A 23,787-nucleotide genomic window follows, 5' to 3' on the forward strand; every position below is an offset into this window, starting at 1 on the left:
GTCCGGCGCTACCGGTCCAGCTCCGGATAGTGCCGGAAGATCCCCATGTCGTTGAACGGGATGCGGCGCGCGGACGCCAGATAGCGCGCGACGGGCGGATGCCGTGCAACGCGGTCGTGCAGGCCGACGAGCCCCTCGACCTTGCGCTCCGCGCGCTTCATCGCCTTCGGGAACGCGTAGCGCAGCCCTTCGATCAGCTGGAAGATCGACAGGTCCGCATAACTGAGCGCGCCGCCGGCGATATAGCCACCTTTGTGCGGATTCTGCTCGAGCACGCGATCGAAGTAGCCGAGGAACTTCGGCAGGCGGTGCGCGAGGAAATCGGCCGCGCGCTCGGCGGCCTCGGCTTTCTGGTCCTCGTAGTACAGGCCGCTGCCGATCGGGTGATGCGTGTCGTGGATCTCGGTGACGAAATCGGCGATGGTCAGCTGGAGTTGATGCACCCACAGCCGTCCGGCTTCGTCGTCGGGCGCGAGCCCGAGCCGCGCGCCGAGAAACAGCAGGATGTTCGCGGTCTGTCCGACGAGCACATCGCCGGCCTTCAGGAACGGCGGCGCGAACGGCACGCACTCGGTCTTCGTGCTGTCCATCAGCCGCATCATTGCCGATACGCCCATGCCGCGCCCCGATTCGCGCGCCACGTCGACATAGTCGGCCTCGGCCGCCTCGAGCGCGAGCCGCACGTATTCGCCGCGGCCCTGGATCTCTGGCCAGTAATAAAGTTCGTATCGCATGCCGTGCTCCTGTCCGGTCGATGCGCCGGGCGATGCGCGCATCGTGATGGCGGGGAGGGCGGCCGCGCCGCCCGTTGCGAATAGACAGTCTAGGAGATCGTGCGGGAAGCGCGGCGCTTGCCGCGCGTCACGCACCGCGCTCGTCGCGTTCGCCGCCTTCGGGGCCGTAGAAGAACACCCAGGTCGCGAAATCGTCGGAGAAGCCGACGAAACGGTGCGACGCGAAGGCGGGGACGAACAACACGTCGCCCGTCTCGACGCTGCATTCGCGGCCATCGACGACGAAGCGGGACGTGCCGGCGGCGATCACGTAGACCTCGTCGCGCGTATGCGGCGTCTGCAGGTCCTCGCCACGCGGACGGTACAGCTCGACGTCGAGCGTGCCGTGGCGAAACAGCGTCGTGAACAGCGTGCCTTCGTCGTCCAGGCGGGCAAGCGATGGGTTGATGCCGAGCTTCATCGTCGTGGGCTCCGGGTCCGGACCGTTGAGACGTGCGAATGCACGTCGTCCCATCGTATGCCGGAACCGGCCTCGAGGCGAACATCGCGAGCGCGGGGCGTCGCGGCGTCCGATGCCGCCGTTTGGCTGGTAATGCCGATACAGGTATTGGCACTACCAGCCAAACCACTGTTTTTAATGGGTTTTTTCGCGTCTGGCCTGCGCCGTGGCGCGTTCTGCGTGGCATAATCGACCGCATCCGCAAGGCTTGTAGTCACAACGACCCCGCATACCCATGGCACAGACTCTCTACGACAAACTGTGGAATACCCACGTCGTCCACACCGAGGACGACGGCACGGCATTGCTCTACATCGACCGTCAGCTGCTGCACGAAGTCACGAGCCCGCAGGCGTTCGAAGGGCTGAACGTCGCGCACCGCCCGGTGTGGCGCATCAGCGCGAACCTGGCCGTGTCGGACCACAACGTCCCGACCACGGATCGCAGCCACGGCATTGCCGATCCGGTCTCGAAGCTGCAGGTCGACACGCTCGACGCGAACTGCGACGCCTTCGGCATCACGCAGTTCAAGATGAACGACGTACGCCAGGGCATCGTGCACATCATCGGGCCGGAGCAGGGCGCGACGCTGCCGGGCATGACGATCGTCTGCGGCGATTCGCACACGTCGACGCACGGCGCATTCGGCGCGCTCGCGCACGGCATCGGCACGTCGGAAGTCGAGCACGTGCTCGCGACGCAAACCTTGCTGCAGAAAAAGAGCAAGAACATGCTCGTGAAGGTCGAGGGTGCCCTGCCGCGCGGGTGTACCGCGAAGGACATCGTGCTCGCGATCATCGGCAAGATCGGCACGGCCGGCGGCACGGGCTACGCGATCGAATTCGGCGGCTCGACGATCCGTGCGCTGACGATGGAAGGCCGGATGACCGTCTGCAACATGGCGATCGAAGCCGGTGCGCGCGCGGGCATGGTCGCCGTCGACGACACGACGATCGACTACCTGAAGGGCCGTCCGTTCGTGCCGACCGGCGCGGAATGGGATCAGGCCGTCGAGTACTGGCGCGAATTCAAGTCCGATGAAGGCGCGCAGTTCGACCGCGTCGTCGAGCTGAACGCGGCCGAGATCGTCCCGCAGGTCACGTGGGGCACGTCGCCGGAGATGGTCACGTCGATCGACGGTCGCGTGCCCGATCCCGAGCGCGAGAAGGATCCGGTCAAGCGCGACGCGATGGAACGCGCGCTGGCTTACATGGCGCTCGAGCCGAACACGCCCATCGAGTCGATCAAGGTCGACAAGATCTTCATCGGTTCGTGCACGAACGCGCGCATCGAGGACATCCGCGCGGCCGCGTACGTCGTGAAGAAGCTGAATCGCCGCATCGCGTCGAACGTGCGCCTCGCGATGGTCGTGCCGGGCTCGGGCCTCGTGAAGGCGCAGGCCGAGCGCGAAGGCCTCGACAAGGTGTTCACGGATGCGGGCTTCGAATGGCGCGAGCCGGGCTGCTCGATGTGCCTCGCGATGAACGCCGACCGGCTCGATCCGGGCGAGCGCTGCGCATCGACGTCGAACCGCAATTTCGAAGGCCGGCAGGGCGCGGGCGGCCGCACGCACCTGGTGAGCCCCGCGATGGCGGCGGCGGCGGCGATCGAAGGCCATTTCGTCGACATTCGCAAGCTGGGGTAACGCGTGACGGCATCGAAGCTCATCGCGCGGCTGGTTGCCGCGCTGGCGCTCGCGGGGCTGGGCTTCGGCCTTGCGGGCTGCAATACCGTCCGAGGCTTCGGCCAGGACGTCAATGCCGCCGGCAACGCGCTGCAGCGCGCCGCGGAGTGACATCCGCCGAGAATTTGTCGATGTGCGCCGGCTGAATGCCGGCCCCTCAACCGGATAGACGGATCATGGAAAAATTCAATGTGCATACCGGCGTCGTGGCGCCGCTCGATCGCGAGAACGTCGACACCGACGCGATCATCCCGAAGCAGTTCCTGAAGTCGATCAAGCGCACGGGCTTCGGTCCGAACGCGTTCGACGAATGGCGTTACCTCGATCACGGCGAGCCGGGCCAGGACAACTCGAAGCGCCCGCTGAACCCGGATTTCGTGCTGAACCAGCCGCGCTACCAGGGCGCATCGGTGCTGCTCGCACGCAAGAACTTCGGCTGCGGCAGCTCGCGCGAGCACGCGCCGTGGGCGCTGCAGCAGTACGGCTTCCGCGCGATCATCGCGCCGAGCTTCGCCGACATTTTCTTCAACAACTGCTACAAGAACGGGCTGCTGCCGATCGTGCTGACCGAGCAGCAGGTCGATCACCTGTTCAACGAGACGTACGCGTTTAACGGCTATCAGCTGACGATCGACCTCGACGCGCAGGTCGTGCGCACGGGCGACGGCCGCGAGTATGCGTTCGACATCACCGCGTTCCGCAAGTACTGCCTGGTGAACGGTTTCGACGACATCGGCCTGACGCTGCGTCACGCGGACAAGATCCGCCAGTTCGAAGCCGAGCGGCTCGCGAAGCAGCCGTGGCTCAACAACAAGCTGGTCGGCTGAGATTGCCTCCGGGCGGGCGCGCGCATGAGGCGCGCTCGCCGACCTGCCATTCATACCTACCCAGTCAGGAATAACGCATGAAGATTGCAGTGCTGCCCGGCGACGGCATCGGTCCGGAAATCGTCAACGAAGCGGTCAAGGTGCTGAACGCCCTCGACGAGAAGTTCGAACTCGAACAGGCGCCGGTCGGCGGCGCGGGCTACGAGGCGAGCGGCCACCCGCTGCCGGACGCGACGCTGAAACTCGCGAAGGAAGCCGACGCGATCCTGTTCGGCGCGGTCGGCGACTGGAAGTACGACTCGCTCGAGCGCGCGTTGCGCCCCGAGCAGGCGATCCTCGGGCTGCGCAAGCATCTCGAGCTGTTCGCGAACTTCCGTCCGGCGATCTGCTATCCGCAACTCGTCGACGCGTCGCCGCTGAAGCCCGAGTTGGTCGCAGGCCTCGACATCCTGATCGTGCGCGAACTCAACGGCGACATCTACTTCGGCCAGCCGCGCGGCGTGCGCGCTGCTCCCGACGGCCCGTTCGCCGGCGAGCGCGAAGGCTTCGACACGATGCGCTATTCGGAACCGGAAGTGCGCCGCATCGCGCACGTCGCGTTCCAGGCCGCGCGAAAGCGCGCGAAGAAGCTGCTGTCGGTCGACAAGTCGAACGTGCTCGAAACGTCGCAGTTCTGGCGCGACATCATGATCGACGTGTCGAAGGAATACGCTGACGTCGAGCTGTCGCACATGTACGTCGACAACGCGGCGATGCAGCTCGCGAAGGCGCCGAAGCAGTTCGACGTCATCGTGACCGGCAACATGTTCGGCGACATCCTGTCGGATGAAGCGTCGATGCTGACGGGCTCGATCGGCATGCTGCCGTCGGCGTCGCTCGACAAGAACAACAAGGGCCTGTACGAGCCGTCGCACGGTTCGGCGCCGGACATCGCGGGCAAGGGCATCGCGAACCCGCTGGCGACGATCCTGTCGGCCGCGATGCTGCTGCGCTACTCGCTGAATCGCGCGGAGCAGGCCGATCGCATCGAGCGCGCGGTGAAAGCGGTGCTCGAACAAGGCTATCGCACGGGCGATATCGCGACGCCGGGTTGCAAGCAGGTCGGCACGGCGGCGATGGGCGACGCGGTGGTCGCTGCGCTGTAACGCGCACGGCAATGCAGTAATGCAGTGAATTGTGGAAAGGGCGCGAACGGGCCGCGAAATCGGCCGGTTCGCGCGTGGTTGGCCGTTGTGCGGCCAACCGGCTTTGTGTAGACTCGAACGATGGCGCTGATTTCCCTGATCTCCCCGGTCCTGAAACTCCACGGCAACACTGCCCGTGTGGGTACGCGCGCCATCGTCATCACGAAAACCATTACCACGAAAACGATCATTAAACGCTGATCGTCCGTCGTGCCCGCCTGTTTCCCCGCGCGGTCACGCCGGGGGCGGAAATGGCGGGGAAGCTCCATTCAAAGGGTTAGTCATGAACGTAGGTCTCGTAGGTTGGCGCGGCATGGTCGGCAGCGTGCTGATGCAGCGCATGCAGGAAGAAGGTGATTTCGACCTGATCGAGCCGGTGTTTTTCAGCACCAGCAATACGGGCGGCAAGGCGCCGTCGTTCGCGAAAAACGAGACTACGCTCAAGGACGCGACCAACGTCGACGAGCTGAAGAAGTGCGACGTGATCATCACGTGCCAGGGCGGCGACTACACGAACGACGTGTTCCCGAAGCTGCGCGCGGCCGGCTGGAACGGCTACTGGATCGACGCGGCCTCGTCGCTGCGGATGCAGGACGACGCGGTCATCATCCTCGATCCGGTCAACCTCGACGTGATCAAGGACGCGCTCGTCAAGGGCACGAAGAACTTCGTCGGCGGCAATTGCACGGTCAGCCTGATGCTGATGGCGCTCGGCGGCCTGTTCCGCGAGAACCTCGTCGACTGGATGACGGCGATGACCTACCAGGCCGCATCGGGCGCGGGCGCGCAGAACATGCGTGAACTGCTGTCGCAGATGGGCGCGCTGCACGGTTCGGTGCAGGAACAGCTCGCCGATCCGGCTTCCGCGATTCTCGACATCGACCGCCGCGTGCTCGCGACGATGAACAGCGATGCAATGCCGACGAGCCAGTTCGGCGTGCCGCTCGCGGGTTCGCTGATTCCGTGGATCGACAAGGATCTCGGCAACGGGATGTCGAAGGAAGAGTGGAAGGGCGGCGCGGAAACCAACAAGATCCTCGGCAAGCCGGCCATGGGCGAGCCGGGTTCGATCCCGGTCGACGGGCTGTGCGTGCGGATCGGCGCGATGCGCTGCCACTCGCAGGCGCTGACGATCAAGCTGAAGAAGGACGTCCCGCTGGACGAAATCAACGGCATCCTCGCGTCGGCGAACGACTGGGTGAAGGTCGTGCCGAACGAGCGCGAAGCGTCGATGCGCGACCTGTCGCCGGCGAAGATCACCGGCACGCTGACGGTGCCGGTCGGTCGCCTGCGCAAGCTCGCGATGGGCGGCGAATACCTGTCGGCGTTCACGGTCGGCGACCAGCTGCTGTGGGGCGCGGCCGAGCCGCTGCGCCGCATGCTGCGCATCCTGCTCGACAAGTAAGAATCGGGCTGCGCCGCGCGTGCCCCGTCGGCGCGCGACGCGAAACGCCTGCCAGCCCTTCGCGGGGCGGCAGGCGTTTTTTTATTGGTCGGCGCCGCGGCATACGCGCGAAAACCCCGAGACGCGTGTGAGCGGGACTGGACGCGATCCATACGGACATGAATTCATGTCGGGGGCGATGCGGTTGCCACAATTTTCATTGATTGATGATCCATTTTTGATAAAACTGCCGTGCGCGATTGACGGTGAGGATCGGCGTGGCCGTCGCGCGATTCGCGCGCCGGCGGCGCGGTGCGGGTAGCGATCGCGCCGATGCGCCGGCATGGACGGCCGCATCCGCCGGCGACGAATTCGGCCGGAACCCGATCGCGTGAAGTAAACTATGCGGTTACGACGCGCGGAGTCGCCAAAAGCGTCGCGTTCAGCGCGACGCTTTTGCATTTCTGCGGCGATTTTATTGACGCTTCCCTACGCGAATCCGAGCCGCGCCCGAGCGCGGCGATTGAGTCTACGATGTCCCGAATTTCCTTGTTTCCGCGTCAGTCCCGTCTGTCGCGCGCCGTGCGTGGCGCGCTGGCGATCCTGGCACTCGGCGCGGCCGCGTCGGCCTGGGCGACCGGCGCCGTCGAACTGCCGGCTTCCGCCGCAGGCGGTCCCGCGCCGCTTACCGTGACGGTCCAGCCGGGCCAGTCGTTGAACGATCTCGCGAAGGCGGCCACGCAGTCGCACGATCCGGGCGTGCTCGCGCGCGCCGGACGCGCATTGTTCGACGCCAACCCGCAGGCATTCATGAAGCGCGATCCGAGCCGCCTGAAAGTCGGCGCGACGCTGACGGTGCCGGCGCTCGACGCGACGGGCGCGGCGCTCGCGGCGGCCGGCGCTTCCGGTGCATCGGCAGCGTCCGCGGTGGCCGCCGCGTCGGGTACGGTCGCGGCTGCGCAGCATGGTGCGTCCGCGCCGCATCCGGGGTCGGCCGTGCAAACGGCGCCGGCCGCACCGGCTGCGCACGCGGCACCGGTCAGCGGCGCAAGCGTCGCGGCGGCGGTCGTGGCAGGGGCGTCGGCTTCGACCGGCGCGTCCGCAGCATCCGCCGCGCATGGCGCGTCGACGGTCGAACCGGTTCAGCCGGCCGCGCCTGCGGCCGGTGCAAGCGGGCCGCACGTGTGGAGCGGCGCGATTCAGTCCGCGACCCCGTCGTCCGCGAGCGATGCCGCCATCCCGCCCGCGCAGGGCGGCCCGGCTCAAGGCATGCACGAACCGTCCGCGGCAGCACCCATCGCGGGCGCATCGCAGCCGCGGCCGTCGAGCCTGCAGCAACTGCTCGCGCTGAAGAACCGCGTGCTGATGGAGCTGCAGAAACACGGCATTGGCAAGCCGGCCGCGACGAACAACGTTGCACCCGCGCCGGCGCCTGCTGCCCCCCGTCCCGCTGCGAATGACGGCGCATCTGCTGCCGCGTCGTCGCCCGCCGCGAGCGAGGCGGCGTCCGGCGTGGCCGCCAGTGCGGCGCAGCCGGCATCGGCATCCGTGCAGCCGGCCGTGCCCGTGGTGGCGACGCCGTCCGTGCGTGGTTCCGAACAGATCGACTGGCGCCCGGCCGCGGCGGCCGGCGCGGCCGTGGTCGTTCTCGCGGCCGGGTTTGCGTGGCGCAAGCGCCGGAAAGCGCGGCGCGCCGATGCGCTCACTCCGGAATCCGGCGGGGCGGCTGCTTCGGATACCAGCGCCTCGTCGTCCGTCGAACCCGTGCCGCCGATTCTTCCCGAGACGCCGGTCGCACGCGACGCAGCCGCCGATGTGAATCTCGTTTCGGCCGCCGCGGTAGCGGCAGAGGTGGCCGAAACGCGCGATCTCGACGTGCCTTCGTCGCCGGAAGCGGCAACGACGCAAGACGATCAAAAGCAAGCGCCTGCCGCGCTGGCGGGCGCCGCAGAGGCGGCACCGCACGACGCGCAGCCCATCGCGGAGACACCCCCGGGTGAGCCGATCGAAGCACCTGCCGCGCCGGCGATGCACGACGCGCAGCACGCGGCGCTGATGCAGAACGCGATCAGCGCGCTGAACAGCCTCGACATGCCGCTGCCGCCGCGTACGGCGGAAGAGCCGGCCGCCCCCGAAGATCAAGCCGAAAGCGATCGAATCGCAACTAACGGTCAACCCGCGTCGCACCCGCCCGTTGGTGCGAACGATCCGGCACCGGAACACCCGGCCGACCAGGACGACGAGTTCGACTGGGATCCGGATGCGGCAACGCCCGCGCCGCACGCGGGTGGCGCATCCGCGCCGTCGTCGCTGCCGCCGCTCGGCGGCGCGCAGTTCGGTGCGTTGAAACTGGATTTCGATCTCGACCTGCCGTCCGCGCCGGGCGCCGTGCTGCCCGCGCTGACACCGGAGGAGCTTGCGCGCATCGCGCGCAACAAGCTGGATCTCGCATCCGAGTACGTCGAGCTGGGCGACCTGTCCGGCGCGCGCACGCTGCTGCAGGAAGTCGTCGACGCGAACGACGCCGCGACGCGCGACGATGCGCGCGCGCTGCTCGCGAAACTGGCGGACGAGGCGTGATGCGGATCGCGCTGGGGATTCAGTACGACGGCGTCGCGTTCTGTGGCTGGCAGGCGCAGCCGCACGGCAAGACCGTGCAGGACGCGCTCGAGCGCGCGCTCGGCGAATTCGCGTGCGTGCCGCTGCATACGACGGTCGCGGGACGGACCGATACGGGCGTGCACGGGCTCGGGCAGGTCGCGCATTTCGACACGGACCTCGACCGCGCGGATTTCTCGTGGGTGCGCGGTACCAACGCGTTCCTGCCGCCGACCGTTTCCGTGCAGTGGGCGAAGCCGATGCCGGACACGTTCCATGCGCGTTTCTCGGCGTTCGAACGCACCTACTACTACGCGCTGTACGTACATCCCGTGCGCTCGCCGATGCTGGCTGGCCGGGCGGGCTGGATCCACACGCCGCTCGACGACGACGCAATGCGCGCCGCCGCCGCGTACCTGATCGGCGAGCATGACTTCTCGTCGTTCCGGTCGTCGGAATGCCAGTCGAAAACGCCGGTCAAACACCTGTACCAGATCGACGTGCGGCGTGCGGGCCACTTCATTCATTTCCGCTTCCGCGCGAACGCGTTCCTTCACCACATGGTGCGCAACCTGATGGGCTGCCTCGTCGCGGTCGGCCGCGGCCGCTACCCGGCGGACTGGCTCGCCGACGTGCTGGCCGGGCGCGACCGCAATCTCGCCGCGCCCACGTTCATGGCCGACGGGCTGTACCTCGCCCATGTCGGCTACCCGGCGGAATTCGCCGTCCCGCCCGCGCAGCTCGGCAGCGTGCCGTGGAGCAGCGTCTGGGCCGACCTGGACCCACAACCATGACGAATCACGCCGTGTCTTCTTCGACTCTCGCCGCGGGCGGCCTCGCCCCGCGTACGCGCATCAAGCTGTGTGGCCTGTCGCGCCCCGAGGACGTGCTGCAAGCCGCCGCGCTCGGCGCCGACGCGATCGGCCTCGTGTTCTATCCGAAGAGCCCGCGCGCGGTGTCGATCGCGCAGGCAGCCGAGCTTGCACGCCTCGCCCCGCCGTTCGTGTCGGTGGTCGGACTGTTCGTGAACGCGACCGAAGCCGAGATCGACGCGGTCGTGCGCGACGTGCCGCTCACGATGCTGCAATTCCACGGCGACGAGACGCCCGCGCAGTGCGACGCCCTCGGCCGCGCGGCACGCCTGCCGTGGTTGCGCGCGGTGCGCGTCGGCCCCTCGACGCAGCCGGCCGATTTGGTAGAATCGGCTCTTCATTATTCGAAAGCGCGCGGCCTCCTGTTCGACACCCTGGTGCCGGACTACGGCGGTAGCGGCAAGGTCTTCGATTGGTCACTTATTCCCGCAGAGCTCGCGCATCGGGCCGTTTTGAGTGGTGGCTTGAACGCGCAAAACGTCGGTGATGCGATCCGCCAGTTGCGTCCGTTTGCTGTCGATGTCTCGAGCGGCATCGAAGTGGACGGCGCGAAGGGCGTGAAGGATCACGCCCGGATGGCGGCGTTCGTACGCGCGGTGCGCGAAGCGGACGCCGGGTGATGCAAGCCGGTGCGGCCCCGACAGCGGGGCGCGCCGACCGATCGAGAGTGACACCATGTACAACCTTCCTGATGATCACGGCCACTTCGGCCCGTATGGCGGCGTGTTCGTCGCCGAAACGCTGATTCACGCGCTGGACGAACTGCGCACGGCGTATGAAAAATTCCGTAATGACCCCGATTTCGTCGCCGAGTACGAGCGGGAACTGAAGTATTTCGTCGGTCGTCCGTCGCCGATCTATCACGCGCAGCGCTGGAGCGAGATGCTCGGCGGCGCGCAGATCTACCTGAAGCGCGAGGACCTGAACCACACCGGCGCGCACAAGATCAACAACGTCATCGGCCAGGCGCTGCTCGCGAAGCGGATGGGCAAGAAGCGCGTGATCGCCGAGACGGGCGCCGGCCAGCACGGCGTCGCGACGGCGACGATCTGCGCGCGCTTCGGGATGGAGTGCATCGTCTACATGGGCGCCGAGGACGTGCGCCGCCAGGCCGCGAACGTCTACCGGATGAAGCTGCTCGGCGCGACGGTCGTGCCGGTCGAATCGGGTTCGCGCACGTTGAAGGACGCGCTGAACGAAGCGATGCGCGACTGGGTCACGAACATCGAAAGCACGTTCTACATCATCGGCACGGTCGCGGGCCCGCACCCGTATCCGGCGATGGTGCGCGACTTCCAGCGCGTGATCGGCGACGAGTGCAAGGTGCAGATGCCGGAACTCGCCGGCCGGCAGCCGGACGCGGTGATTGCGTGCGTCGGCGGCGGCTCGAACGCGATGGGCATCTTCTATCCGTACATCGACGACACGTCGGTGCAGCTGATCGGTGTCGAAGCGGCCGGCGACGGCCTCGACACGGGCCGTCACGCGGCGTCGCTGATTGCCGGCAGCCCCGGCGTGCTGCACGGCAACCGCACGTACCTGCTGCAGGACGACAACGGCCAGATCATCGAGACGCATTCGGTGTCGGCCGGGCTCGACTATCCGGGCGTCGGTCCCGAGCACGCATGGCTGAAGGACAGCGGCCGCGCGCAGTATGTCGGCATCACCGACGAAGAGGCACTGAAGGCGTTCCACGACTGCTGCAGGATCGAGGGGATCATCCCCGCGCTCGAGTCGAGTCACGCGATCGCGTACGCCGTGAAGCTCGCGCCGACGTTGTCCAAGGACAAGATCCTCCTCGTCAACCTGTCGGGCCGCGGCGACAAGGACATGCACACGGTCGCCGAGCGATCGGGCATCGCGCTCTGACCCCGACCGATGCGTGACCTGATCGAACAACCGGGCGGCGGCGCCGCGAGCGAAGCGGAGGCGGTGCAGTCTGCCGTCGCCGTGCCGTGCGCGTTGCCGTCCGGGATCGAGCTGCACAACCGCGATTTCATGTCCGAAGCCGCGCGCCTGCCGGATGCGTCGATCGACCTGATCGTCGCCGATCCGCCGTACGGGCTCGGCAAGGACTATGGCAACGACTCGGACAAGCGCTCGGGCGACGATTTTCTCGCGTGGACGCGCGAGTGGCTCGAACTCGCGATCCCGAAGCTCAAGCCGAGCGGGTCGATGTACATCTTCTGCACGTGGCAGTACGCGCCGGAAATCTTCAGCTTCCTGAAGACGAAGCTCACGATGGTCAACGAGATCATCTGGGACCGGCGCGTGCCGAGCATGGGCGGCACGACGCGCCGTTTCACGTCGGTGCACGACAACATCGGCTTTTTCGCGGTTTCCAAGGCGTATTACTTCGATCTCGATCCGGTCCGCATCCCGTACGACGCCGACACGAAGAAGGCCCGCTCGCGCAAGCTGTTCGAAGGCAGCAAGTGGCTGGAGATGGGCTACAACCCGAAGGACGTCTGGTCGGTCTCGCGCCTGCACCGGCAGCACGCGGAGCGCGTCGATCATCCGACCCAGAAGCCGCTGGAAATCATCGAGCGGATGGTGCTCGCAAGCTGCCCGCCGGGCGGCCGCGTGCTCGATCCGTTCATGGGCAGCGGCACGACCGCGGTGGCCTGCGCACGGCAGGGGCGCGACTTCGTCGGCTACGAGATCAACGAAAGTTATTGCGCGATCGCGCACGAGCGCGTGAACGCGCTCGCCACGCCGGCGTGCGCGTGAGTCGCGCCGCCGCAGTGCCGATCGCTGCTTTGCATGGGACCGGAGTAAGCGCTGAAGCGCTAACTCCGGTCGACAAAGGAAAATTGCCATGAATCGTATCCAGCAGACCTTCGCCGCACTCGCCGAACAAGGCCGCAAGGGCCTGATCCCGTTCATCACGGCCGGCGACCCCGATCCCGCGAAAACCGTCGAATTCATGCACGCGCTCGCCGAAGGCGGCGCCGACGTCATCGAGCTCGGCGTGCCGTTCTCGGACCCGATGGCCGACGGCCCGGTGATCCAGCGCTCGTCGGAGCGTGCGCTCGCGCGCGGCGTCACGCTCAAGAGCGTGCTCGCCGACGTGAAGCGCTTCCGCGAGACCGACCAGAAAACCCCCGTCGTGCTGATGGGTTATGCGAACCCGATCGAGCGGATGGGCGTCGACACGTTCGCGACCGAGGCGCAGGCGGCCGGCGTCGACGGCGTGCTCGTCGTCGACTATCCGCCCGAGGAAGCGGGCGTGTTCGCCGAGAAAATGCGCGCCGCGCAGATCGATCCGATCTTCCTGCTTGCGCCGACGTCGACCGACGAACGCATCGCCGACGTGGGCAAGATCGCGAGCGGCTACGTGTACTACGTGTCGCTCAAGGGCGTGACCGGCGCCGGAAATCTGGATGTTTCGAGCATTGCGGGTAAAATCCCGGCCATCAAGTCGCGCGTGCCGGTTCCGGTGGGCGTCGGCTTCGGCATCCGCGACGCCGAAACGGCGCGCGCGGTGGCCGAAGTGTCGGACGCCGTCGTGATCGGCAGCCGGCTGGTGCAACTGCTCGAGAGCGCCGCGCCGGAAGGCGCCGTCGCCGCGCTGAAGACTTTCATCGCCGAGCTGCGCGCCGCCCTGGACGGCGCCGGCAAGACGGCGCGATAAACACAACACAGGAAGCGGGAACGGGCCGGTCGGCCCGCCCCGCCACGGAACAGGAAACCATACGATGAGCTGGCTCGACAAACTGTTGCCGCCGAAGATCAAGCAGACCGACCCGAAAAGCCGCAAGGGCATTCCGGAAGGCCTGTGGGTCAAGTGCCCGTCCTGCGAGGCCGTGCTGTACCGCAACGACGTGGACGCGAACCTGCACGTGTGCCCGAAGTGCGATCACCACATGCGCATCGGTGCGCGCGAGCGTCTCGACGGGCTGCTCGATCCGGAAGGCCGCTATGAAATCGGCCAGGAAATCGTGCCGGTCGACTCGCTGAAGTTCAAGGACAGCCGCAAGTACCCCGATCGTCTGAAGGAAGCGATGGACGAAACGGGCGAGACCGACGCGATGGTCGTGATGGGCGGCGCGATCCATACGCTGCCCGTCGTCGCTGCCTGCTTCGAGTTTTCGTTCATGGGCGGCTCGATGGGTTCGGTCGTCGGCGAGCGTTTCGCGCGCGGCGCGCAGAATGCGCTGGAGCAGCAAGTGCCGTTCATCTGCTTCACGGCGTCGGGCGGCGCACGGATGCAGGAAAGCCTGCTGTCGCTGATGCAGATGGCCAAGACCACCGCGATGCTGACCAAGCTGGCAGAGGCCAAGCTGCCGTTCATCTCGGTGCTGACCGACCCGACGATGGGCGGCGTGTCGGCGAGCTTCGCATTCCTCGGCGACGTCGTGATCGCCGAGCCGAAGGCGCTGATCGGCTTCGCCGGCCCGCGCGTGATCGAGCAGACGGTTCGCGAGAAACTGCCGGAAGGCTTCCAGCGCGCGGAATTCCTGCTGAAGACGGGCGCGATCGACATGATCGTCGACCGCCGCAAGATGCGCGACGAGATCGCGCAACTGCTCGCGCTGCTGCAGCGGCAACCGGCCGACGCGCTGGCCTGATTGGCGCGAGTTTGTGAACACTGCGCGTCGCCTGGCTTCAGCGTCAGGCGGCGCGCTTCGTTTTTTGGCGTAGTGGCGGTCCCGATCCAGATTTGATCCGATGAGCACTTTTCCCACTCTCGACGCGTGGCTTTCGCATCTCGAACGCGCGCACCCGGTCGGCATCGACATGGGCCTGACCCGCATCGGGCAGGTCAAGGCGGCGCTGCAGCTCGAATTCGCGTGCCCCGTCATCACCGTCGGCGGCACGAACGGCAAGGGCTCGACCTGCGCGTTCCTCGAGACGATCCTCGTGCGCGCGGGCTACAAGGTCGGCTGCCACACGTCGCCGCACCTGCTCGAATTCGGCGAGCGCGCGCGCGTGAACGGCCAGCAGGTCAGCGACGCCGAGCTGCTGCCGCACTTCGAAGCCGTCGAGGCAGCGCGCACGTCGCTGCCCGAGCCCGTGTCGCTCACGTACTTCGAATTCACGACGCTCGCGATCCTCCACCTGTTCGCGTCGCGCGGGCTCGACGCGGTGATCCTCGAAGTCGGCCTCGGCGGCCGGCTCGATGCGGTCAACATCATCGATACCGATTGCGCGATCGTCACGAGCATCGACATCGATCACACCGAATACCTCGGCGACACGCGCGAGAAGATCGCCTTCGAGAAGGCGGGGATCTTCCGTGCCGGCAAGCCGGCGATCTGCGGCGATCCGGCCGCGCCGCAAACGCTGATCGATCACGCCGAAGCGATCGGCGCCGACCTGTGGCTCGTCGGCCGCGATTTCCGCTACGAGGCGCAGGCGGGCGCCGAGCGCCAGCAGTGGAGCTACCTCGGTCGCGAGAAGCGCTACCCGGCGCTCGCGTATCCGGCGCTGCGCGGTGCGAATCAGCTGATCAATGCATCGGCCGCGCTGGCCGCGCTCGAGGCGCTGCGCCCGGTGCTGCCGGTGTCCGCGCAGGACATCCGGCTCGGGCTCGCCAACGTCGAACTGCCGGGCCGCTTCCAGGTGCTGCCCGGCAAGCCGGCGATCGTGCTGGACGTCGCGCACAACCCCCATGCGGCGGCCGTGCTCGAGCAAAATCTCGGCAACATGGGCTTCTTCCCGTACACGTACGCGGTGTTCGGTGCAATGCACGACAAGGACATCGACGGCGTGTTGCGGCACCTGAAGGGCGAGGTCGACCACTGGTGCGTGACCGACCTGCCGCTGCCGCGCGCGGCGAGCGCGGAGCAGCTCGAAGCCGCGCTACGCAAGGTCGGCGTGGAGGAGGGGGCCGATTCGAGCGTGACGCGGTTCGCGTCGCCCGCCGAAGCGTTTCGCGATGCACTAAAAAGAGCATCCGAGAATGATAGAATCGTGGTTTTCGGCAGTTTCCATACGGTGGCAGGTGTGATGGCCTACCGGAAATCGCAGCAACACTGACTGACGGGCAGTTTCGGACTCAGCCATTCATGGGAATTTTCTCGTTCGGCAAGAAAGACGACGACGCGCCCCCGCGGCGCGGCGGTCGTACCGGGGCCTCCCGGAACGTGCGCACGGAGCGCACTGAACGCGTCGAGCGACGCACGCGCCGCACCGAGCGTCCGGAATCGGACGCACTGCTCCTCGATCCGACCCTTCCAGAAAAGCAACGCGCCCGCCGGCGTCTCGTCGGCGCGATCGCGCTCGTCGTCGCCGCGGTGATCGTGCTGCCGATGGTGCTCGATTCGCACCCGAAGCCGGTGACGGACGACATCGCGATCGACATCCCGAACCGGCCCGCGCATCAGGCGGTCGCGCCGCGCGACGACGACGCGTCCGACGTGCAGGCAGGCGTCGCGCATGACGAACCGCCGGCATCCGATGTCGCCGTGGCGGCCGTGCCCGCGCCGGCGGCCAAGGATGCGGCCAAGCCGGCCGCGAAGCCCGATACCACGGCTCCGACGACCGCGGCGAATGTGACGCCGCCGAAGCCCGCTGCGAAGCCGGCCACGGCCGTACCCGCGCCGAAGCCGGCGCCCGCGAAGGTCGCGAACGCCGACGCCGCGGCCGACAGCGGCGACGCATCGTCGGCCGGTGCGCGCTTCGCGGTGCAGCTCGGTTCGTTCAAGGACGACACGACGGCCCGTTCGTGGGCCACCAAGTTGAAATCGGCGGGGGTGCCCGCATATGTCGAGCATCGCAAGCAGGCGGACGGCAGCACGGCTACACTGCTGCGTGCCGGCCCGTTCGCGGATCGCGCGGCGGCGTCCGCCGCGATTGCGAAGGTGCGCGAAGCCGGACTCACGCAGTAACGTGCGATGCTGACGGCTTTCGACTACGCTGTATTGGCGGTGATCGCGTTGTCCGCGCTGCGTGGCGCGTGGCGCGGTTTCGTCTCGGAGATTTTCGGGCTGATCGGCTGGATCGCGGCGATTGCGATCGCGGCCCGCTATGTCGGACTGGTGGTGCCATATATCCCGGCGAACTGGCCGGGCGGCGCGCTGACACAGTGGGTGCTGGCGTTCGCGCTGATCGTGATCGGCGTGGTGTTCGTCGCGGGTGTCGCGAACGCGCTGTTGTCGCGGATCGCGCAGGCGACGGGCCTCGGCGGAGTCGATCGCTCGCTGGGCATGATGTTCGGGCTCGTCCGCGGCTGCGTGCTGGTGGTGCTGCTGGTCGCGGCGGCCGGGCTGACCGAATTGCCCAAACAGGATTTCTGGCGCAATGCGCTATTGCGTCCTTTCGCCGAACAGGGCGTGCATGAGCTGAAGCAGCTCCTGCCCGACGGCATGGCCCAGTACGTACGCGTGTGACGACGCGGCCGGGCAGGACGGAACCGATTTTGTCATTCTGAAGGACATGCCATGTGCGGCATCGTAGGCGTTATCTCCCAATCCCCGGTCAATCAGCTGATCTATGACAGCCTGCTGCTGCTGCAGCATCGCGGTCAGGACGCAGCGGGCATCGCGACGGCGGATGGCAGCAATTTCCACATGTACAAGGCGAACGGCATGGTGCGCGACGTGTTCCGCACGCGCAACATGCGCAGCCTGCCCGGCACCTTCGGCATCGGCCAGGTCCGCTATCCGACGGCCGGCTCGGCGTCGAGCGAAGCCGAGGCGCAGCCGTTCTACGTGAACGCGCCGTTCGGGATCATCCTCGCGCACAACGGCAACCTGACGAACTGGGAACAGCTGAAGGACGAGATGTTCCGGATCGACCGCCGGCACATCAACACCAACTCCGACAGTGAAGTGCTGCTCAACGTGTTCGCGCACGAGCTGCAGCTGTCGACGACGGGACTCGAGCTCGATCCGGCCGCGGTGTTCAAGGCGGTCGCGGGCGTGCATCGCCGCCTGCAGGGCTCGTACGCGATCGTGTCGCTGATCGCCGGCTACGGCCTGCTCGCGTTCCGCGATCCGTTCGGCATTCGCCCGCTCTGCATCGGCAAGCTCGAGACCGAACACGGCACCGAGTGGATGGTGGCGTCTGAGTCGGTGGCGGTCGAAGGCATCGGGTTCGAATTCGTGCGCGACGTGCAGCCGGGCGAAGCGATCTTCATCGACAAGGCCGGCAACTTCCACAGCCAGCAGTGCGCGGAGAACCCGACGCTGAATCCGTGCATGTTCGAATACGTGTATCTCGCGCGTCCGGATTCGTGCCTCGACGGCGTGCCCGTCTACAACGTGCGCCTGCGCATGGGCGACTACCTCGCCGAGAAGATCAAGCGCGAGCTGCCGAACGTGCCGATCGACGTCGTGATGCCGATTCCCGATTCGTCGCGTCCGGCCGCGATGCAGGTCGCCGCGAAGCTCGGCGTCGAGTATCGCGAAGGCTTCTTCAAGAACCGCTACGTCGGCCGCACCTTCATCATGCCGGGCCAGGCCGTGCGCAAGAAGTCGGTGCGCCAGAAGCTCAATGCGATGAGCATCGAGTTCAAGGACAAGAACGTGCTGATCGTTGACGACTCGATCGTGCGCGGCACGACCTCGCACGAGATCGTGCAGATGGCGCGCGATGCGGGCGCGAAGTCGGTGATCTTCGCGTCGGCGGCACCGCCCGTGAAGTTCCCGAACGTGTACGGCATCGACATGCCGACGCGCGGCGAGCTGGTTGCCCACGGCCGCACCGACGAGGAAGTCGCGAAGATCATCGGCGCCGACCACCTGATCTACCAGGACGTCGACGACCTGCGCCGCGCGGTGCGCGACATCAACCCGAAGCTCGAGCAATTCGAGGCGTCGTGCTTCGACGGCAACTACATCACCGGCGCCGTGACGCCCGAGTACCTCGATGCGATCGAGCGCGCGCGTCTCGCACCGGCGTCGCAGGCTGATCGCGACACGGCCGGCGATGCCGCGCGTTCGCAGATGAACCTGCAACTGTCGGTCGAGTGATGCAGCCGCACGCTTCCGACGAAGCGTGATAGGATGTCGCCGTGCGTCGATTTGATTCAGCTTGCGGACGCGGGGCGACTTCCCAAAACAGCTAAAGCGAAGGCCGGCGGCAGTCGGCCCGAGTCGATCGCTGTCGTACCGCACCGAAGCCCGCTGATGCCGACGCATAGCGGGCTTTTTGTTTTGGCCTGATTTTGTGGCTGGGTTCGCGCCCGAAGCATGACCAGCGGCGCGACCCTCGAATACGGAAAACGGAACATGGACGACTCCCTCAACTTCGACACGCTCGCCGTGCGCGCGGGCACGTTGCGCAGCAACTTCAACGAGCATTCGGAAGCGCTGTTCCTCACGTCGAGCTTCTGCTTCACGAGCGCGGCCGAGGCGGCCGAGCGCTTCGCGAATTCGGAAGACTATTTCACCTATTCGCGCTTCACGAACCCGACCGTCACCATGTTCCAGGATCGTCTCGCCGCGCTCGAAGGCGGCGAGGCCTGCATCGCGACGGCGTCGGGCATGGCCGCGATCATGTCGGTCGTGATGTCCGCCCTGCAGGCGGGCGATCACCTCGTCAGCTCGCGCAGCCTGTTCGGCTCGACGCTCGGGATGTTCTCGCAGATCTTCAGCAAGTTCGGCATCACGACGACCTTCGTCGATCCGACCGACCTGAACGCATGGCAGGAAGCGGTACGGCCCGAGACGAAGATGTTCTTCCTCGAAACGCCGTCGAACCCGTTGACCGAACTCGCCGATATCGAGGCGATCGGCAAGATCGCGAAGGCCGCGAACGCGCTGTTCGTCGTCGACAACTGTTTCTGCAGCCCGGTGCTGCAGCAGCCGCTGAAACTCGGCGCGGACGTCGTGATGCACTCGGCGACGAAGTTCCTCGACGGGCAGGGCCGCGTGCTCGGCGGCGCGCTGGTCGGCTCGAAGGAATTCATCATGGGCAAGGTGTTCCCGTTCGTGCGCAGCGCGGGGCCGACGCTGTCGGCGTTCAACGCGTGGGTGCTGCTGAAGGGGATGGAGACGCTGTCGCTGCGCGTCGAGAAGCAGTCGGCGAACGCGCTGGAAATCGCGCGCTGGCTCGATTCGCATCCGGCCGTCGCGCGCGTGTTTTATCCCGGGCTCGAATCGCATCCGCAGCACGAACTCGCGAAGCGCCAGCAGAAGGCGGGCGGCGCGATCGTGTCGTTCGAGCTGAAGGGCGACACGCCGGAGCAGCAGCGCGCGAATGCGTGGCGCGTGATCGACAGCACGAAGCTGATCTCGATCACCGGCAACCTCGGTGACACGCGCACGACGATCACGCATCCGGCGACGACGACGCATGCCCGCATCACGCCGGAAGCGCGTGCGGCCGCGGGGATCACCGAAGGCCTGATCCGCCTCGCGGTCGGCCTGGAAAACGCGAGCGACCTGCGCAACGATCTCGCGCGCGGTCTCGCGGGCTGAGCGCGGCGGCAGGTTACAGGGCCGACATGACGACGGGCCGCTCGATCTGATCGAGCGGCCCGTCGTCTTTTTGCAGGCGCCGCGCGCGTTGACGCAATCAGCCGGCGTGCCCGGCCTGGGCGGGCCGATCCACGTCACGCATCGCTTCCATCATCCAGCGCAGCGTGTCGTCGAGCGGCGTCACCGGAAGCTCGCCCACCGCGCGCCGCAGCTTGTCGCGCGACCCGCTCAGGCGCTTCACTTCGTTGTGCCGGACGAAACGTGGATCGATCGTCACGTCGATCACGTAGCCGGCGATCCGCGACAGCATCGCCAGCACTTCCTTCAGCGAATACGCGCGCTCCGAGCAGACGTTGAACGTCTCGCCGGCCGGCGCGGTTTCGAGCAGCTTCAGATAGGCGGTCGTCACGTCGCGCACGTCGGAGAAATCGCGGCTCACGTCGAGATTGCCGAGCGAGATGCGCGGCGCATTGTGCGCATAGTGCGACACGAGTTTCGGCAGCAGATACGCCTCGTCCTGGCCGACGCCGGTGTAGTTGAACGGCCGCGCGATCACGATTGGCAGGCGGTCGGCCCACAGCTTCGCCGCGTATTCCATCGCGAGCTTGCTGACCGCATAGTCGTTCGCGGGGGCGGGTGAGACGGTTTCGTCGAGCACGCCGGCCGTCGAATTGCCATAGATGTTCGCGCTGCTGGCGAGCAGCACCGCCGACGGGCGGCGATCGAGACCCGCGAGCGCGGCCAGCAGGTTGCGCGTGCCGACGATGTTGACCGCGTAAGTCTGCGACGGCTCGTCCTGCGCGACGTGCGCGCGCGCAGCCAGATGCACGACCGCATCGGGTCGCGCATCGGTGGCCGCCGCGCGCATCGCCTGCGCGTCGAGCAGGTCGACCGGCAGCAGCGTGCAGTTCGCGAACGCCGGATCGTCGGGCCGCGCCGCGCCGGGCGCCACGGTGCCCCACACGTCGTAGCCGGCCGCCTCGAGGCGCTGCGCCATGTAGCGGCCGGTGAAGCCCGTCAGGCCCGTGACGAATGCGCGGCGCGACGAGCGTCCGGCATCAGTACGTGTCATGGTGACGATTCCGCGTCAGGTCCGCTTCCACCATCATCTGGCAAAGCTGCTCGAGCGTCGTTTCCGGCGCCCAGCCGAGCTTGGATTTGGCCTTGTCCGCGCAGCCGATCAGCAGGTCGACTTCGGCAGGGCGGTAGAACTTCGGATTCACTTCGACGAGCACGTTGCCGTTCGACGCGTCGAGGCCGCGTTCCTGTTCGCCCTTGCCGGTCCATTCGATCTGGTAGCCGGCCGCCGCGAACGCCATCTGCACGAAGTCGCGGACGGTCTCGGTGCGGTTGGTCGCGAGCACGTAGGTGTCGGGCTCGTCGACCTGCAGCATTCGCCACATCCCTTCGACGTATTCGAGCGCGAAGCCCCAGTCGCGCTTGGCGTCGAGGTTGCCGAGCTCGAGTTTGGTCGCCTTGCCGAGCTTGATCTTCGCGACGGTGTCGGTGATCTTGCGCGTGACGAACTCGCGGCCGCGCAGCGGCGATTCGTGGTTGAACAGGATGCCGCTGCAGCCGAACAGGTCGTAGGACTCGCGGTAGTTCACGGTCATCCAGTGCGCGTACAGCTTCGCGACGCCGTACGGGCTGCGCGGGTAGAACGCGGTCGTTTCCGTTTGAGGAATCGCCTGCACCTTGCCGAACATCTCGGACGTCGATGCCTGGTAGAAGCGCGTCTTCGGGCTGACCACGCGGATCGCCTCGAGCAGGTTCAGCGGGCCGATGCCGGTGACCTCGGCGGTCGTCGCCGGCTGATCGAACGACACGCCGACGAAGCTCTGCGCGGCCAGGTTGTACAGCTCGTCGGGCTGCGTGCGTTCGAGCAGCCGCAGGCTCGAGCCGGCATCCGTCAGGTCGTGCTCGACGAGCGACAGGTTCGGGTGCGTATCGACGCCGAGCTCGGCGATGCGCCAGAAGTTCACCGAGCTGGTGCGGCGGTAGGTGCCCGTGACTTCGTAGCCCTTGTCGAGCAGCAGCTTGGTCAGGTAGGCGCCGTCCTGCCCGGTGATCCCCGTGATGATGGCCTTCTTGCGAGTTTGGCTCATGGCAATGTCCTGGTCGAATCGATGGATTGAGAAAGTCAGGCTGTCGTGCGCGCGGCGGCGGGCACCGTGGCGCGTGCGGGGCCGCGCGTCAGGCGCCGCTCGAAGCCGTACCAGCTCACGGTGGCGTACGCGAGCGTGATGGCGAGGGCGAGCGCGGCCGTGACGAAGCGGTTCAGGTGCAACGGCCACAGCGCGTACAGCACGCTCAGGTGAATCAGGTAGACGGTGTAGCTGACGGTGCCGACGTACACGAGCAGCGGGTTCGTCAGCACGCGCTGCACGAGGCCGCGTCCGCGCAGCGCGATCACGACGATCGACGTGCACAGCAGCAGCGAGATGCTGTAGAGCGCGGCGTTCGACAGCGGCGTGTTCGCCGCGCGGAAACGCGGGAACGACAGGTGCAGCCAGCCGAGGATCGCGAGCGACACGAGTGCGCCGAGGATCGCGAGCGGATAGAACGGCTCCAGCGCGCGCCGGTCGCGGCGCAGCACGATCGCGAGCAGCGCACCCGCGGCGAGCAGGTCCATGCGGAACGGCGTCAGGTAGTAAATCGGCCAGAACGAATCGAACCACGGCGTCGCGATCGCGCGCAGCACGGGCGCCGCGACGATCAGCGCGGCGGCGATCCACAGCAGCGCTCGCTCCGAACACCACAGCACGACGAACGGCCAGAAGATGTAGAACTGCTCCTCGACGGCGAGCGACCACAGCACGTTCAGGCTGTCGTGGCCGATGCTGCCGAGCGACAGTCCGATGTTGGTCGAGAAGAACGCGAACCACGGCCAGTGCGGCAGCCAGCTCGCGCCGAACAGCAGCGTCGACACGATCAGCAGCAGCACGTACGGCGGCAGGATCCGGCGCACGCGGCGCGCGTAGAAGTGGCTGAAGTACGACTGTCCGCGCGCCTTGCGATCGAGCAGGATGCCGGTGATCAGCAGGCCGCTCAGCACGAAGAACAGGTCGACGCCCATCCATAGCGGCGCCTTCAGCGCGTGTTGGAGGAACACGGCGCCGACGGCGATCGCGCGCAGCCCGTCGAGCTGCACGATGCGGCCGTGTTGCGGCGGGGCGAGGTCGGTGGTGCGCGAAATGCCCGTCATCGCGCCGCTCCTTCGCGACGCGCGGCCGATGCCGCGGCGCGCCGCGCATCCGATGCGTGAACGTAATGCATGCGTTTAAATGAAATATTGAATCGAAATCGATTCTAGGGAAAAGAAATCGGCAAAAAAACGCATGTCATTTATCCGGCTGAAAACATTCGAATGCCGGTTGTTTCAATCGCGACATGAAAGGTTTGCAGGCTACGCGCCCCGGCGCGCGGGCCGGAGCGGCATTTTCTACGGATCGCCGCGCGAAAGGCGGTCGATATTTCCGCTTTGCCGGGCCAATTTCTCGTTGTTCCGGCTCGATATTTCAGCTCGAAACATCCCCAAATATTTCCAAATTTCTTGTGATTATTTTTGCTTGTAACCTGCATCGCGACGTTTGAAACCTATTTAGCGACAGGGCATCAGGCCAGGCAGCATGCCGCGG

Annotated in this window: 24 protein-coding genes; 19 read left to right on the top strand and 5 right to left on the bottom strand. The window is 66.7% G+C overall.

Translation table 11 applies throughout. From position 1 onward, the window contains the following. Positions 1-8: 8 nt before the first annotated feature. Both DIE08_RS27985 and DIE08_RS27990 read right to left on the bottom strand, forming a co-directional pair. A complete protein-coding gene (locus tag DIE08_RS27985) occupies positions 9-734 on the bottom strand; it encodes a glutathione S-transferase (RefSeq protein ID WP_124904787.1) in 726 nt (241 codons plus the stop codon). Between the two features lie 127 nt (positions 735-861). Continuing rightward, positions 862-1,194 carry a cupin domain-containing protein gene (locus DIE08_RS27990; protein ID WP_124904789.1) on the bottom strand — a complete coding sequence of 111 codons (333 nt, stop codon included), beginning with the start codon at positions 1,192-1,194 and terminating at the stop codon, positions 862-864. 274 nt (positions 1,195-1,468) lie between these two features. On the opposite strand from DIE08_RS27990, the gene leuC reads away from it, so the two are divergent. The 18 genes from leuC to DIE08_RS28085 all read left to right on the top strand — a co-directional run bounded on the left by leuC (position 1,469) and on the right by DIE08_RS28085 (position 20,149). After that, complete coding sequence (leuC, locus tag DIE08_RS27995; RefSeq protein ID WP_057923944.1) at positions 1,469-2,878, top strand: 3-isopropylmalate dehydratase large subunit; 1,410 nt, start codon at positions 1,469-1,471, stop codon at positions 2,876-2,878. A 3-nt stretch (positions 2,879-2,881) separates the two neighbouring features. Next, a complete protein-coding gene (locus DIE08_RS28000) occupies positions 2,882-3,028 on the top strand; it encodes an entericidin A/B family lipoprotein (protein ID WP_059450800.1) in 147 nt (48 codons plus the stop codon). Between the two features lie 65 nt (positions 3,029-3,093). Beyond that, positions 3,094-3,744, top strand: a complete 651-nt coding sequence (leuD, locus tag DIE08_RS28005) for a 3-isopropylmalate dehydratase small subunit (protein WP_059599548.1) — start codon at positions 3,094-3,096, stop codon at positions 3,742-3,744. 77 nt (positions 3,745-3,821) lie between these two features. Beyond that, the gene (leuB, locus tag DIE08_RS28010; protein ID WP_124904791.1) at positions 3,822-4,889 is read left to right on the top strand and encodes a 3-isopropylmalate dehydrogenase; all 1,068 of its coding nucleotides are present in this window, start codon (positions 3,822-3,824) and stop codon (positions 4,887-4,889) included. 120 nt (positions 4,890-5,009) lie between these two features. Beyond that, positions 5,010-5,129, top strand: coding sequence for a 3-isopropylmalate dehydrogenase (locus tag DIE08_RS36315; protein ID WP_124628490.1), 120 nt, complete (start codon positions 5,010-5,012; stop codon positions 5,127-5,129). Between the two features lie 82 nt (positions 5,130-5,211). Further along, positions 5,212-6,333 carry an aspartate-semialdehyde dehydrogenase gene (gene asd, locus DIE08_RS28020; RefSeq protein WP_059466419.1) on the top strand — a complete coding sequence of 374 codons (1,122 nt, stop codon included), beginning with the start codon at positions 5,212-5,214 and terminating at the stop codon, positions 6,331-6,333. A 513-nt stretch (positions 6,334-6,846) separates the two neighbouring features. Beyond that, a complete protein-coding gene (locus DIE08_RS28025; RefSeq protein WP_124904793.1) occupies positions 6,847-8,892 on the top strand; it encodes a FimV/HubP family polar landmark protein in 2,046 nt (681 codons plus the stop codon). Continuing rightward, the gene (gene truA / locus DIE08_RS28030) at positions 8,892-9,704 is read left to right on the top strand and encodes a tRNA pseudouridine(38-40) synthase TruA (RefSeq protein ID WP_185715904.1); all 813 of its coding nucleotides are present in this window, start codon (positions 8,892-8,894) and stop codon (positions 9,702-9,704) included. Before DIE08_RS28025 ends, truA begins: the two co-directional genes overlap by 1 nt. Beyond that, on the top strand, positions 9,701-10,402 hold the full coding sequence (locus DIE08_RS28035; RefSeq protein ID WP_124904797.1) for a phosphoribosylanthranilate isomerase: 702 nt from the start codon (positions 9,701-9,703) through the stop codon (positions 10,400-10,402). The genes truA and DIE08_RS28035 overlap by 4 nt, the downstream gene beginning before the upstream one ends. 55 nt (positions 10,403-10,457) lie before the next feature. Continuing rightward, complete coding sequence (gene trpB / locus DIE08_RS28040) at positions 10,458-11,651, top strand: tryptophan synthase subunit beta (RefSeq protein WP_124904799.1); 1,194 nt, start codon at positions 10,458-10,460, stop codon at positions 11,649-11,651. A gap of 9 nt (positions 11,652-11,660) precedes the next feature. Beyond that, positions 11,661-12,512, top strand: a complete 852-nt coding sequence (locus DIE08_RS28045) for a site-specific DNA-methyltransferase (protein ID WP_059524755.1) — start codon at positions 11,661-11,663, stop codon at positions 12,510-12,512. Positions 12,513-12,600: 88 nt separating this feature from the next. Next, complete coding sequence (gene trpA / locus DIE08_RS28050) at positions 12,601-13,416, top strand: tryptophan synthase subunit alpha (RefSeq protein ID WP_059599542.1); 816 nt, start codon at positions 12,601-12,603, stop codon at positions 13,414-13,416. 64 nt (positions 13,417-13,480) lie between these two features. Then, complete coding sequence (gene accD / locus DIE08_RS28055) at positions 13,481-14,353, top strand: acetyl-CoA carboxylase, carboxyltransferase subunit beta (RefSeq protein ID WP_044843820.1); 873 nt, start codon at positions 13,481-13,483, stop codon at positions 14,351-14,353. 100 nt (positions 14,354-14,453) lie between these two features. Further along, on the top strand, positions 14,454-15,764 hold the full coding sequence (gene folC / locus DIE08_RS28060) for a bifunctional tetrahydrofolate synthase/dihydrofolate synthase (protein ID WP_059599541.1): 1,311 nt from the start codon (positions 14,454-14,456) through the stop codon (positions 15,762-15,764). Between the two features lie 29 nt (positions 15,765-15,793). Beyond that, positions 15,794-16,615 (top strand): SPOR domain-containing protein, encoded by an 822-nt coding sequence (locus DIE08_RS28065; RefSeq protein WP_124904801.1) that lies wholly within the window; start codon positions 15,794-15,796, stop codon positions 16,613-16,615. Between the two features lie 6 nt (positions 16,616-16,621). Continuing rightward, positions 16,622-17,116 carry a CvpA family protein gene (locus DIE08_RS28070; RefSeq protein WP_059524763.1) on the top strand — a complete coding sequence of 165 codons (495 nt, stop codon included), beginning with the start codon at positions 16,622-16,624 and terminating at the stop codon, positions 17,114-17,116. Between the two features lie 51 nt (positions 17,117-17,167). Next, positions 17,168-18,700, top strand: a complete 1,533-nt coding sequence (gene purF / locus DIE08_RS28075; protein WP_059599539.1) for an amidophosphoribosyltransferase — start codon at positions 17,168-17,170, stop codon at positions 18,698-18,700. Positions 18,701-18,958: 258 nt separating this feature from the next. Continuing rightward, a complete protein-coding gene (locus DIE08_RS28085; protein ID WP_124904805.1) occupies positions 18,959-20,149 on the top strand; it encodes an O-succinylhomoserine sulfhydrylase in 1,191 nt (396 codons plus the stop codon). A 97-nt stretch (positions 20,150-20,246) separates the two neighbouring features. Here DIE08_RS28085 and DIE08_RS28090 read toward each other — a convergent pair whose 3' ends face one another. The 3 genes from DIE08_RS28090 to DIE08_RS28100 are packed head-to-tail and all read right to left on the bottom strand — an operon-like array spanning position 20,247 to position 23,354. Continuing rightward, on the bottom strand, positions 20,247-21,221 hold the full coding sequence (locus DIE08_RS28090) for an NAD-dependent epimerase/dehydratase family protein (protein WP_124904807.1): 975 nt from the start codon (positions 21,219-21,221) through the stop codon (positions 20,247-20,249). Then, positions 21,208-22,254, bottom strand: a complete 1,047-nt coding sequence (gmd, locus tag DIE08_RS28095) for a GDP-mannose 4,6-dehydratase (RefSeq protein ID WP_059524769.1) — start codon at positions 22,252-22,254, stop codon at positions 21,208-21,210. The genes DIE08_RS28090 and gmd overlap by 14 nt, the downstream gene beginning before the upstream one ends. A 35-nt stretch (positions 22,255-22,289) precedes the next feature. Continuing rightward, on the bottom strand, positions 22,290-23,354 hold the full coding sequence (locus DIE08_RS28100; RefSeq protein ID WP_124904809.1) for an acyltransferase: 1,065 nt from the start codon (positions 23,352-23,354) through the stop codon (positions 22,290-22,292). Positions 23,355-23,539: 185 nt separating this feature from the next. Here DIE08_RS28100 and DIE08_RS35765 point away from each other — a divergent pair, with 185 nt between their 5' ends. Beyond that, positions 23,540-23,743: a hypothetical protein gene (locus tag DIE08_RS35765; RefSeq protein WP_174908127.1), complete on the top strand. Its 204-nt coding sequence runs from the start codon at positions 23,540-23,542 to the stop codon at positions 23,741-23,743. Positions 23,744-23,787: the final 44 nt, after the last annotated feature.

Origin of the sequence: Burkholderia sp. Bp9004, assembly GCF_003858025.1 — a bacterium.
In the GTDB taxonomy this organism is placed as follows: domain Bacteria; phylum Pseudomonadota; class Gammaproteobacteria; order Burkholderiales; family Burkholderiaceae; genus Burkholderia; species Burkholderia diffusa.

What these genes read in the sequence shown, in the direction of transcription:
- DIE08_RS27985 (WP_124904787.1), bottom strand. Translation starts at nt 734, where the DNA reads ATGCGATACGAACTTTATTACTGGCCAGAGATCCAGGGCCGCGGCGAA.
- DIE08_RS27990 (WP_124904789.1), bottom strand. Translation starts at nt 1,194, where the DNA reads ATGAAGCTCGGCATCAACCCATCGCTTGCCCGCCTGGACGACGAAGGC.
- leuC (WP_057923944.1), top strand. Translation starts at nt 1,469, where the DNA reads ATGGCACAGACTCTCTACGACAAACTGTGGAATACCCACGTCGTCCAC.
- leuD (WP_059599548.1), top strand. Translation starts at nt 3,094, where the DNA reads ATGGAAAAATTCAATGTGCATACCGGCGTCGTGGCGCCGCTCGATCGC.
- leuB (WP_124904791.1), top strand. Translation starts at nt 3,822, where the DNA reads ATGAAGATTGCAGTGCTGCCCGGCGACGGCATCGGTCCGGAAATCGTC.
- DIE08_RS36315 (WP_124628490.1), top strand. Translation starts at nt 5,010, where the DNA reads ATGGCGCTGATTTCCCTGATCTCCCCGGTCCTGAAACTCCACGGCAAC.
- asd (WP_059466419.1), top strand. Translation starts at nt 5,212, where the DNA reads ATGAACGTAGGTCTCGTAGGTTGGCGCGGCATGGTCGGCAGCGTGCTG.
- DIE08_RS28025 (WP_124904793.1), top strand. Translation starts at nt 6,847, where the DNA reads ATGTCCCGAATTTCCTTGTTTCCGCGTCAGTCCCGTCTGTCGCGCGCC.
- truA (WP_185715904.1), top strand. Translation starts at nt 8,892, where the DNA reads ATGCGGATCGCGCTGGGGATTCAGTACGACGGCGTCGCGTTCTGTGGC.
- DIE08_RS28035 (WP_124904797.1), top strand. Translation starts at nt 9,701, where the DNA reads ATGACGAATCACGCCGTGTCTTCTTCGACTCTCGCCGCGGGCGGCCTC.
- trpB (WP_124904799.1), top strand. Translation starts at nt 10,458, where the DNA reads ATGTACAACCTTCCTGATGATCACGGCCACTTCGGCCCGTATGGCGGC.
- DIE08_RS28045 (WP_059524755.1), top strand. Translation starts at nt 11,661, where the DNA reads ATGCGTGACCTGATCGAACAACCGGGCGGCGGCGCCGCGAGCGAAGCG.
- trpA (WP_059599542.1), top strand. Translation starts at nt 12,601, where the DNA reads ATGAATCGTATCCAGCAGACCTTCGCCGCACTCGCCGAACAAGGCCGC.
- accD (WP_044843820.1), top strand. Translation starts at nt 13,481, where the DNA reads ATGAGCTGGCTCGACAAACTGTTGCCGCCGAAGATCAAGCAGACCGAC.
- folC (WP_059599541.1), top strand. Translation starts at nt 14,454, where the DNA reads ATGAGCACTTTTCCCACTCTCGACGCGTGGCTTTCGCATCTCGAACGC.
- DIE08_RS28065 (WP_124904801.1), top strand. Translation starts at nt 15,794, where the DNA reads ATGGGAATTTTCTCGTTCGGCAAGAAAGACGACGACGCGCCCCCGCGG.
- DIE08_RS28070 (WP_059524763.1), top strand. Translation starts at nt 16,622, where the DNA reads ATGCTGACGGCTTTCGACTACGCTGTATTGGCGGTGATCGCGTTGTCC.
- purF (WP_059599539.1), top strand. Translation starts at nt 17,168, where the DNA reads ATGTGCGGCATCGTAGGCGTTATCTCCCAATCCCCGGTCAATCAGCTG.
- DIE08_RS28085 (WP_124904805.1), top strand. Translation starts at nt 18,959, where the DNA reads ATGGACGACTCCCTCAACTTCGACACGCTCGCCGTGCGCGCGGGCACG.
- DIE08_RS28090 (WP_124904807.1), bottom strand. Translation starts at nt 21,221, where the DNA reads ATGACACGTACTGATGCCGGACGCTCGTCGCGCCGCGCATTCGTCACG.
- gmd (WP_059524769.1), bottom strand. Translation starts at nt 22,254, where the DNA reads ATGAGCCAAACTCGCAAGAAGGCCATCATCACGGGGATCACCGGGCAG.
- DIE08_RS28100 (WP_124904809.1), bottom strand. Translation starts at nt 23,354, where the DNA reads ATGACGGGCATTTCGCGCACCACCGACCTCGCCCCGCCGCAACACGGC.
- DIE08_RS35765 (WP_174908127.1), top strand. Translation starts at nt 23,540, where the DNA reads ATGAAAGGTTTGCAGGCTACGCGCCCCGGCGCGCGGGCCGGAGCGGCA.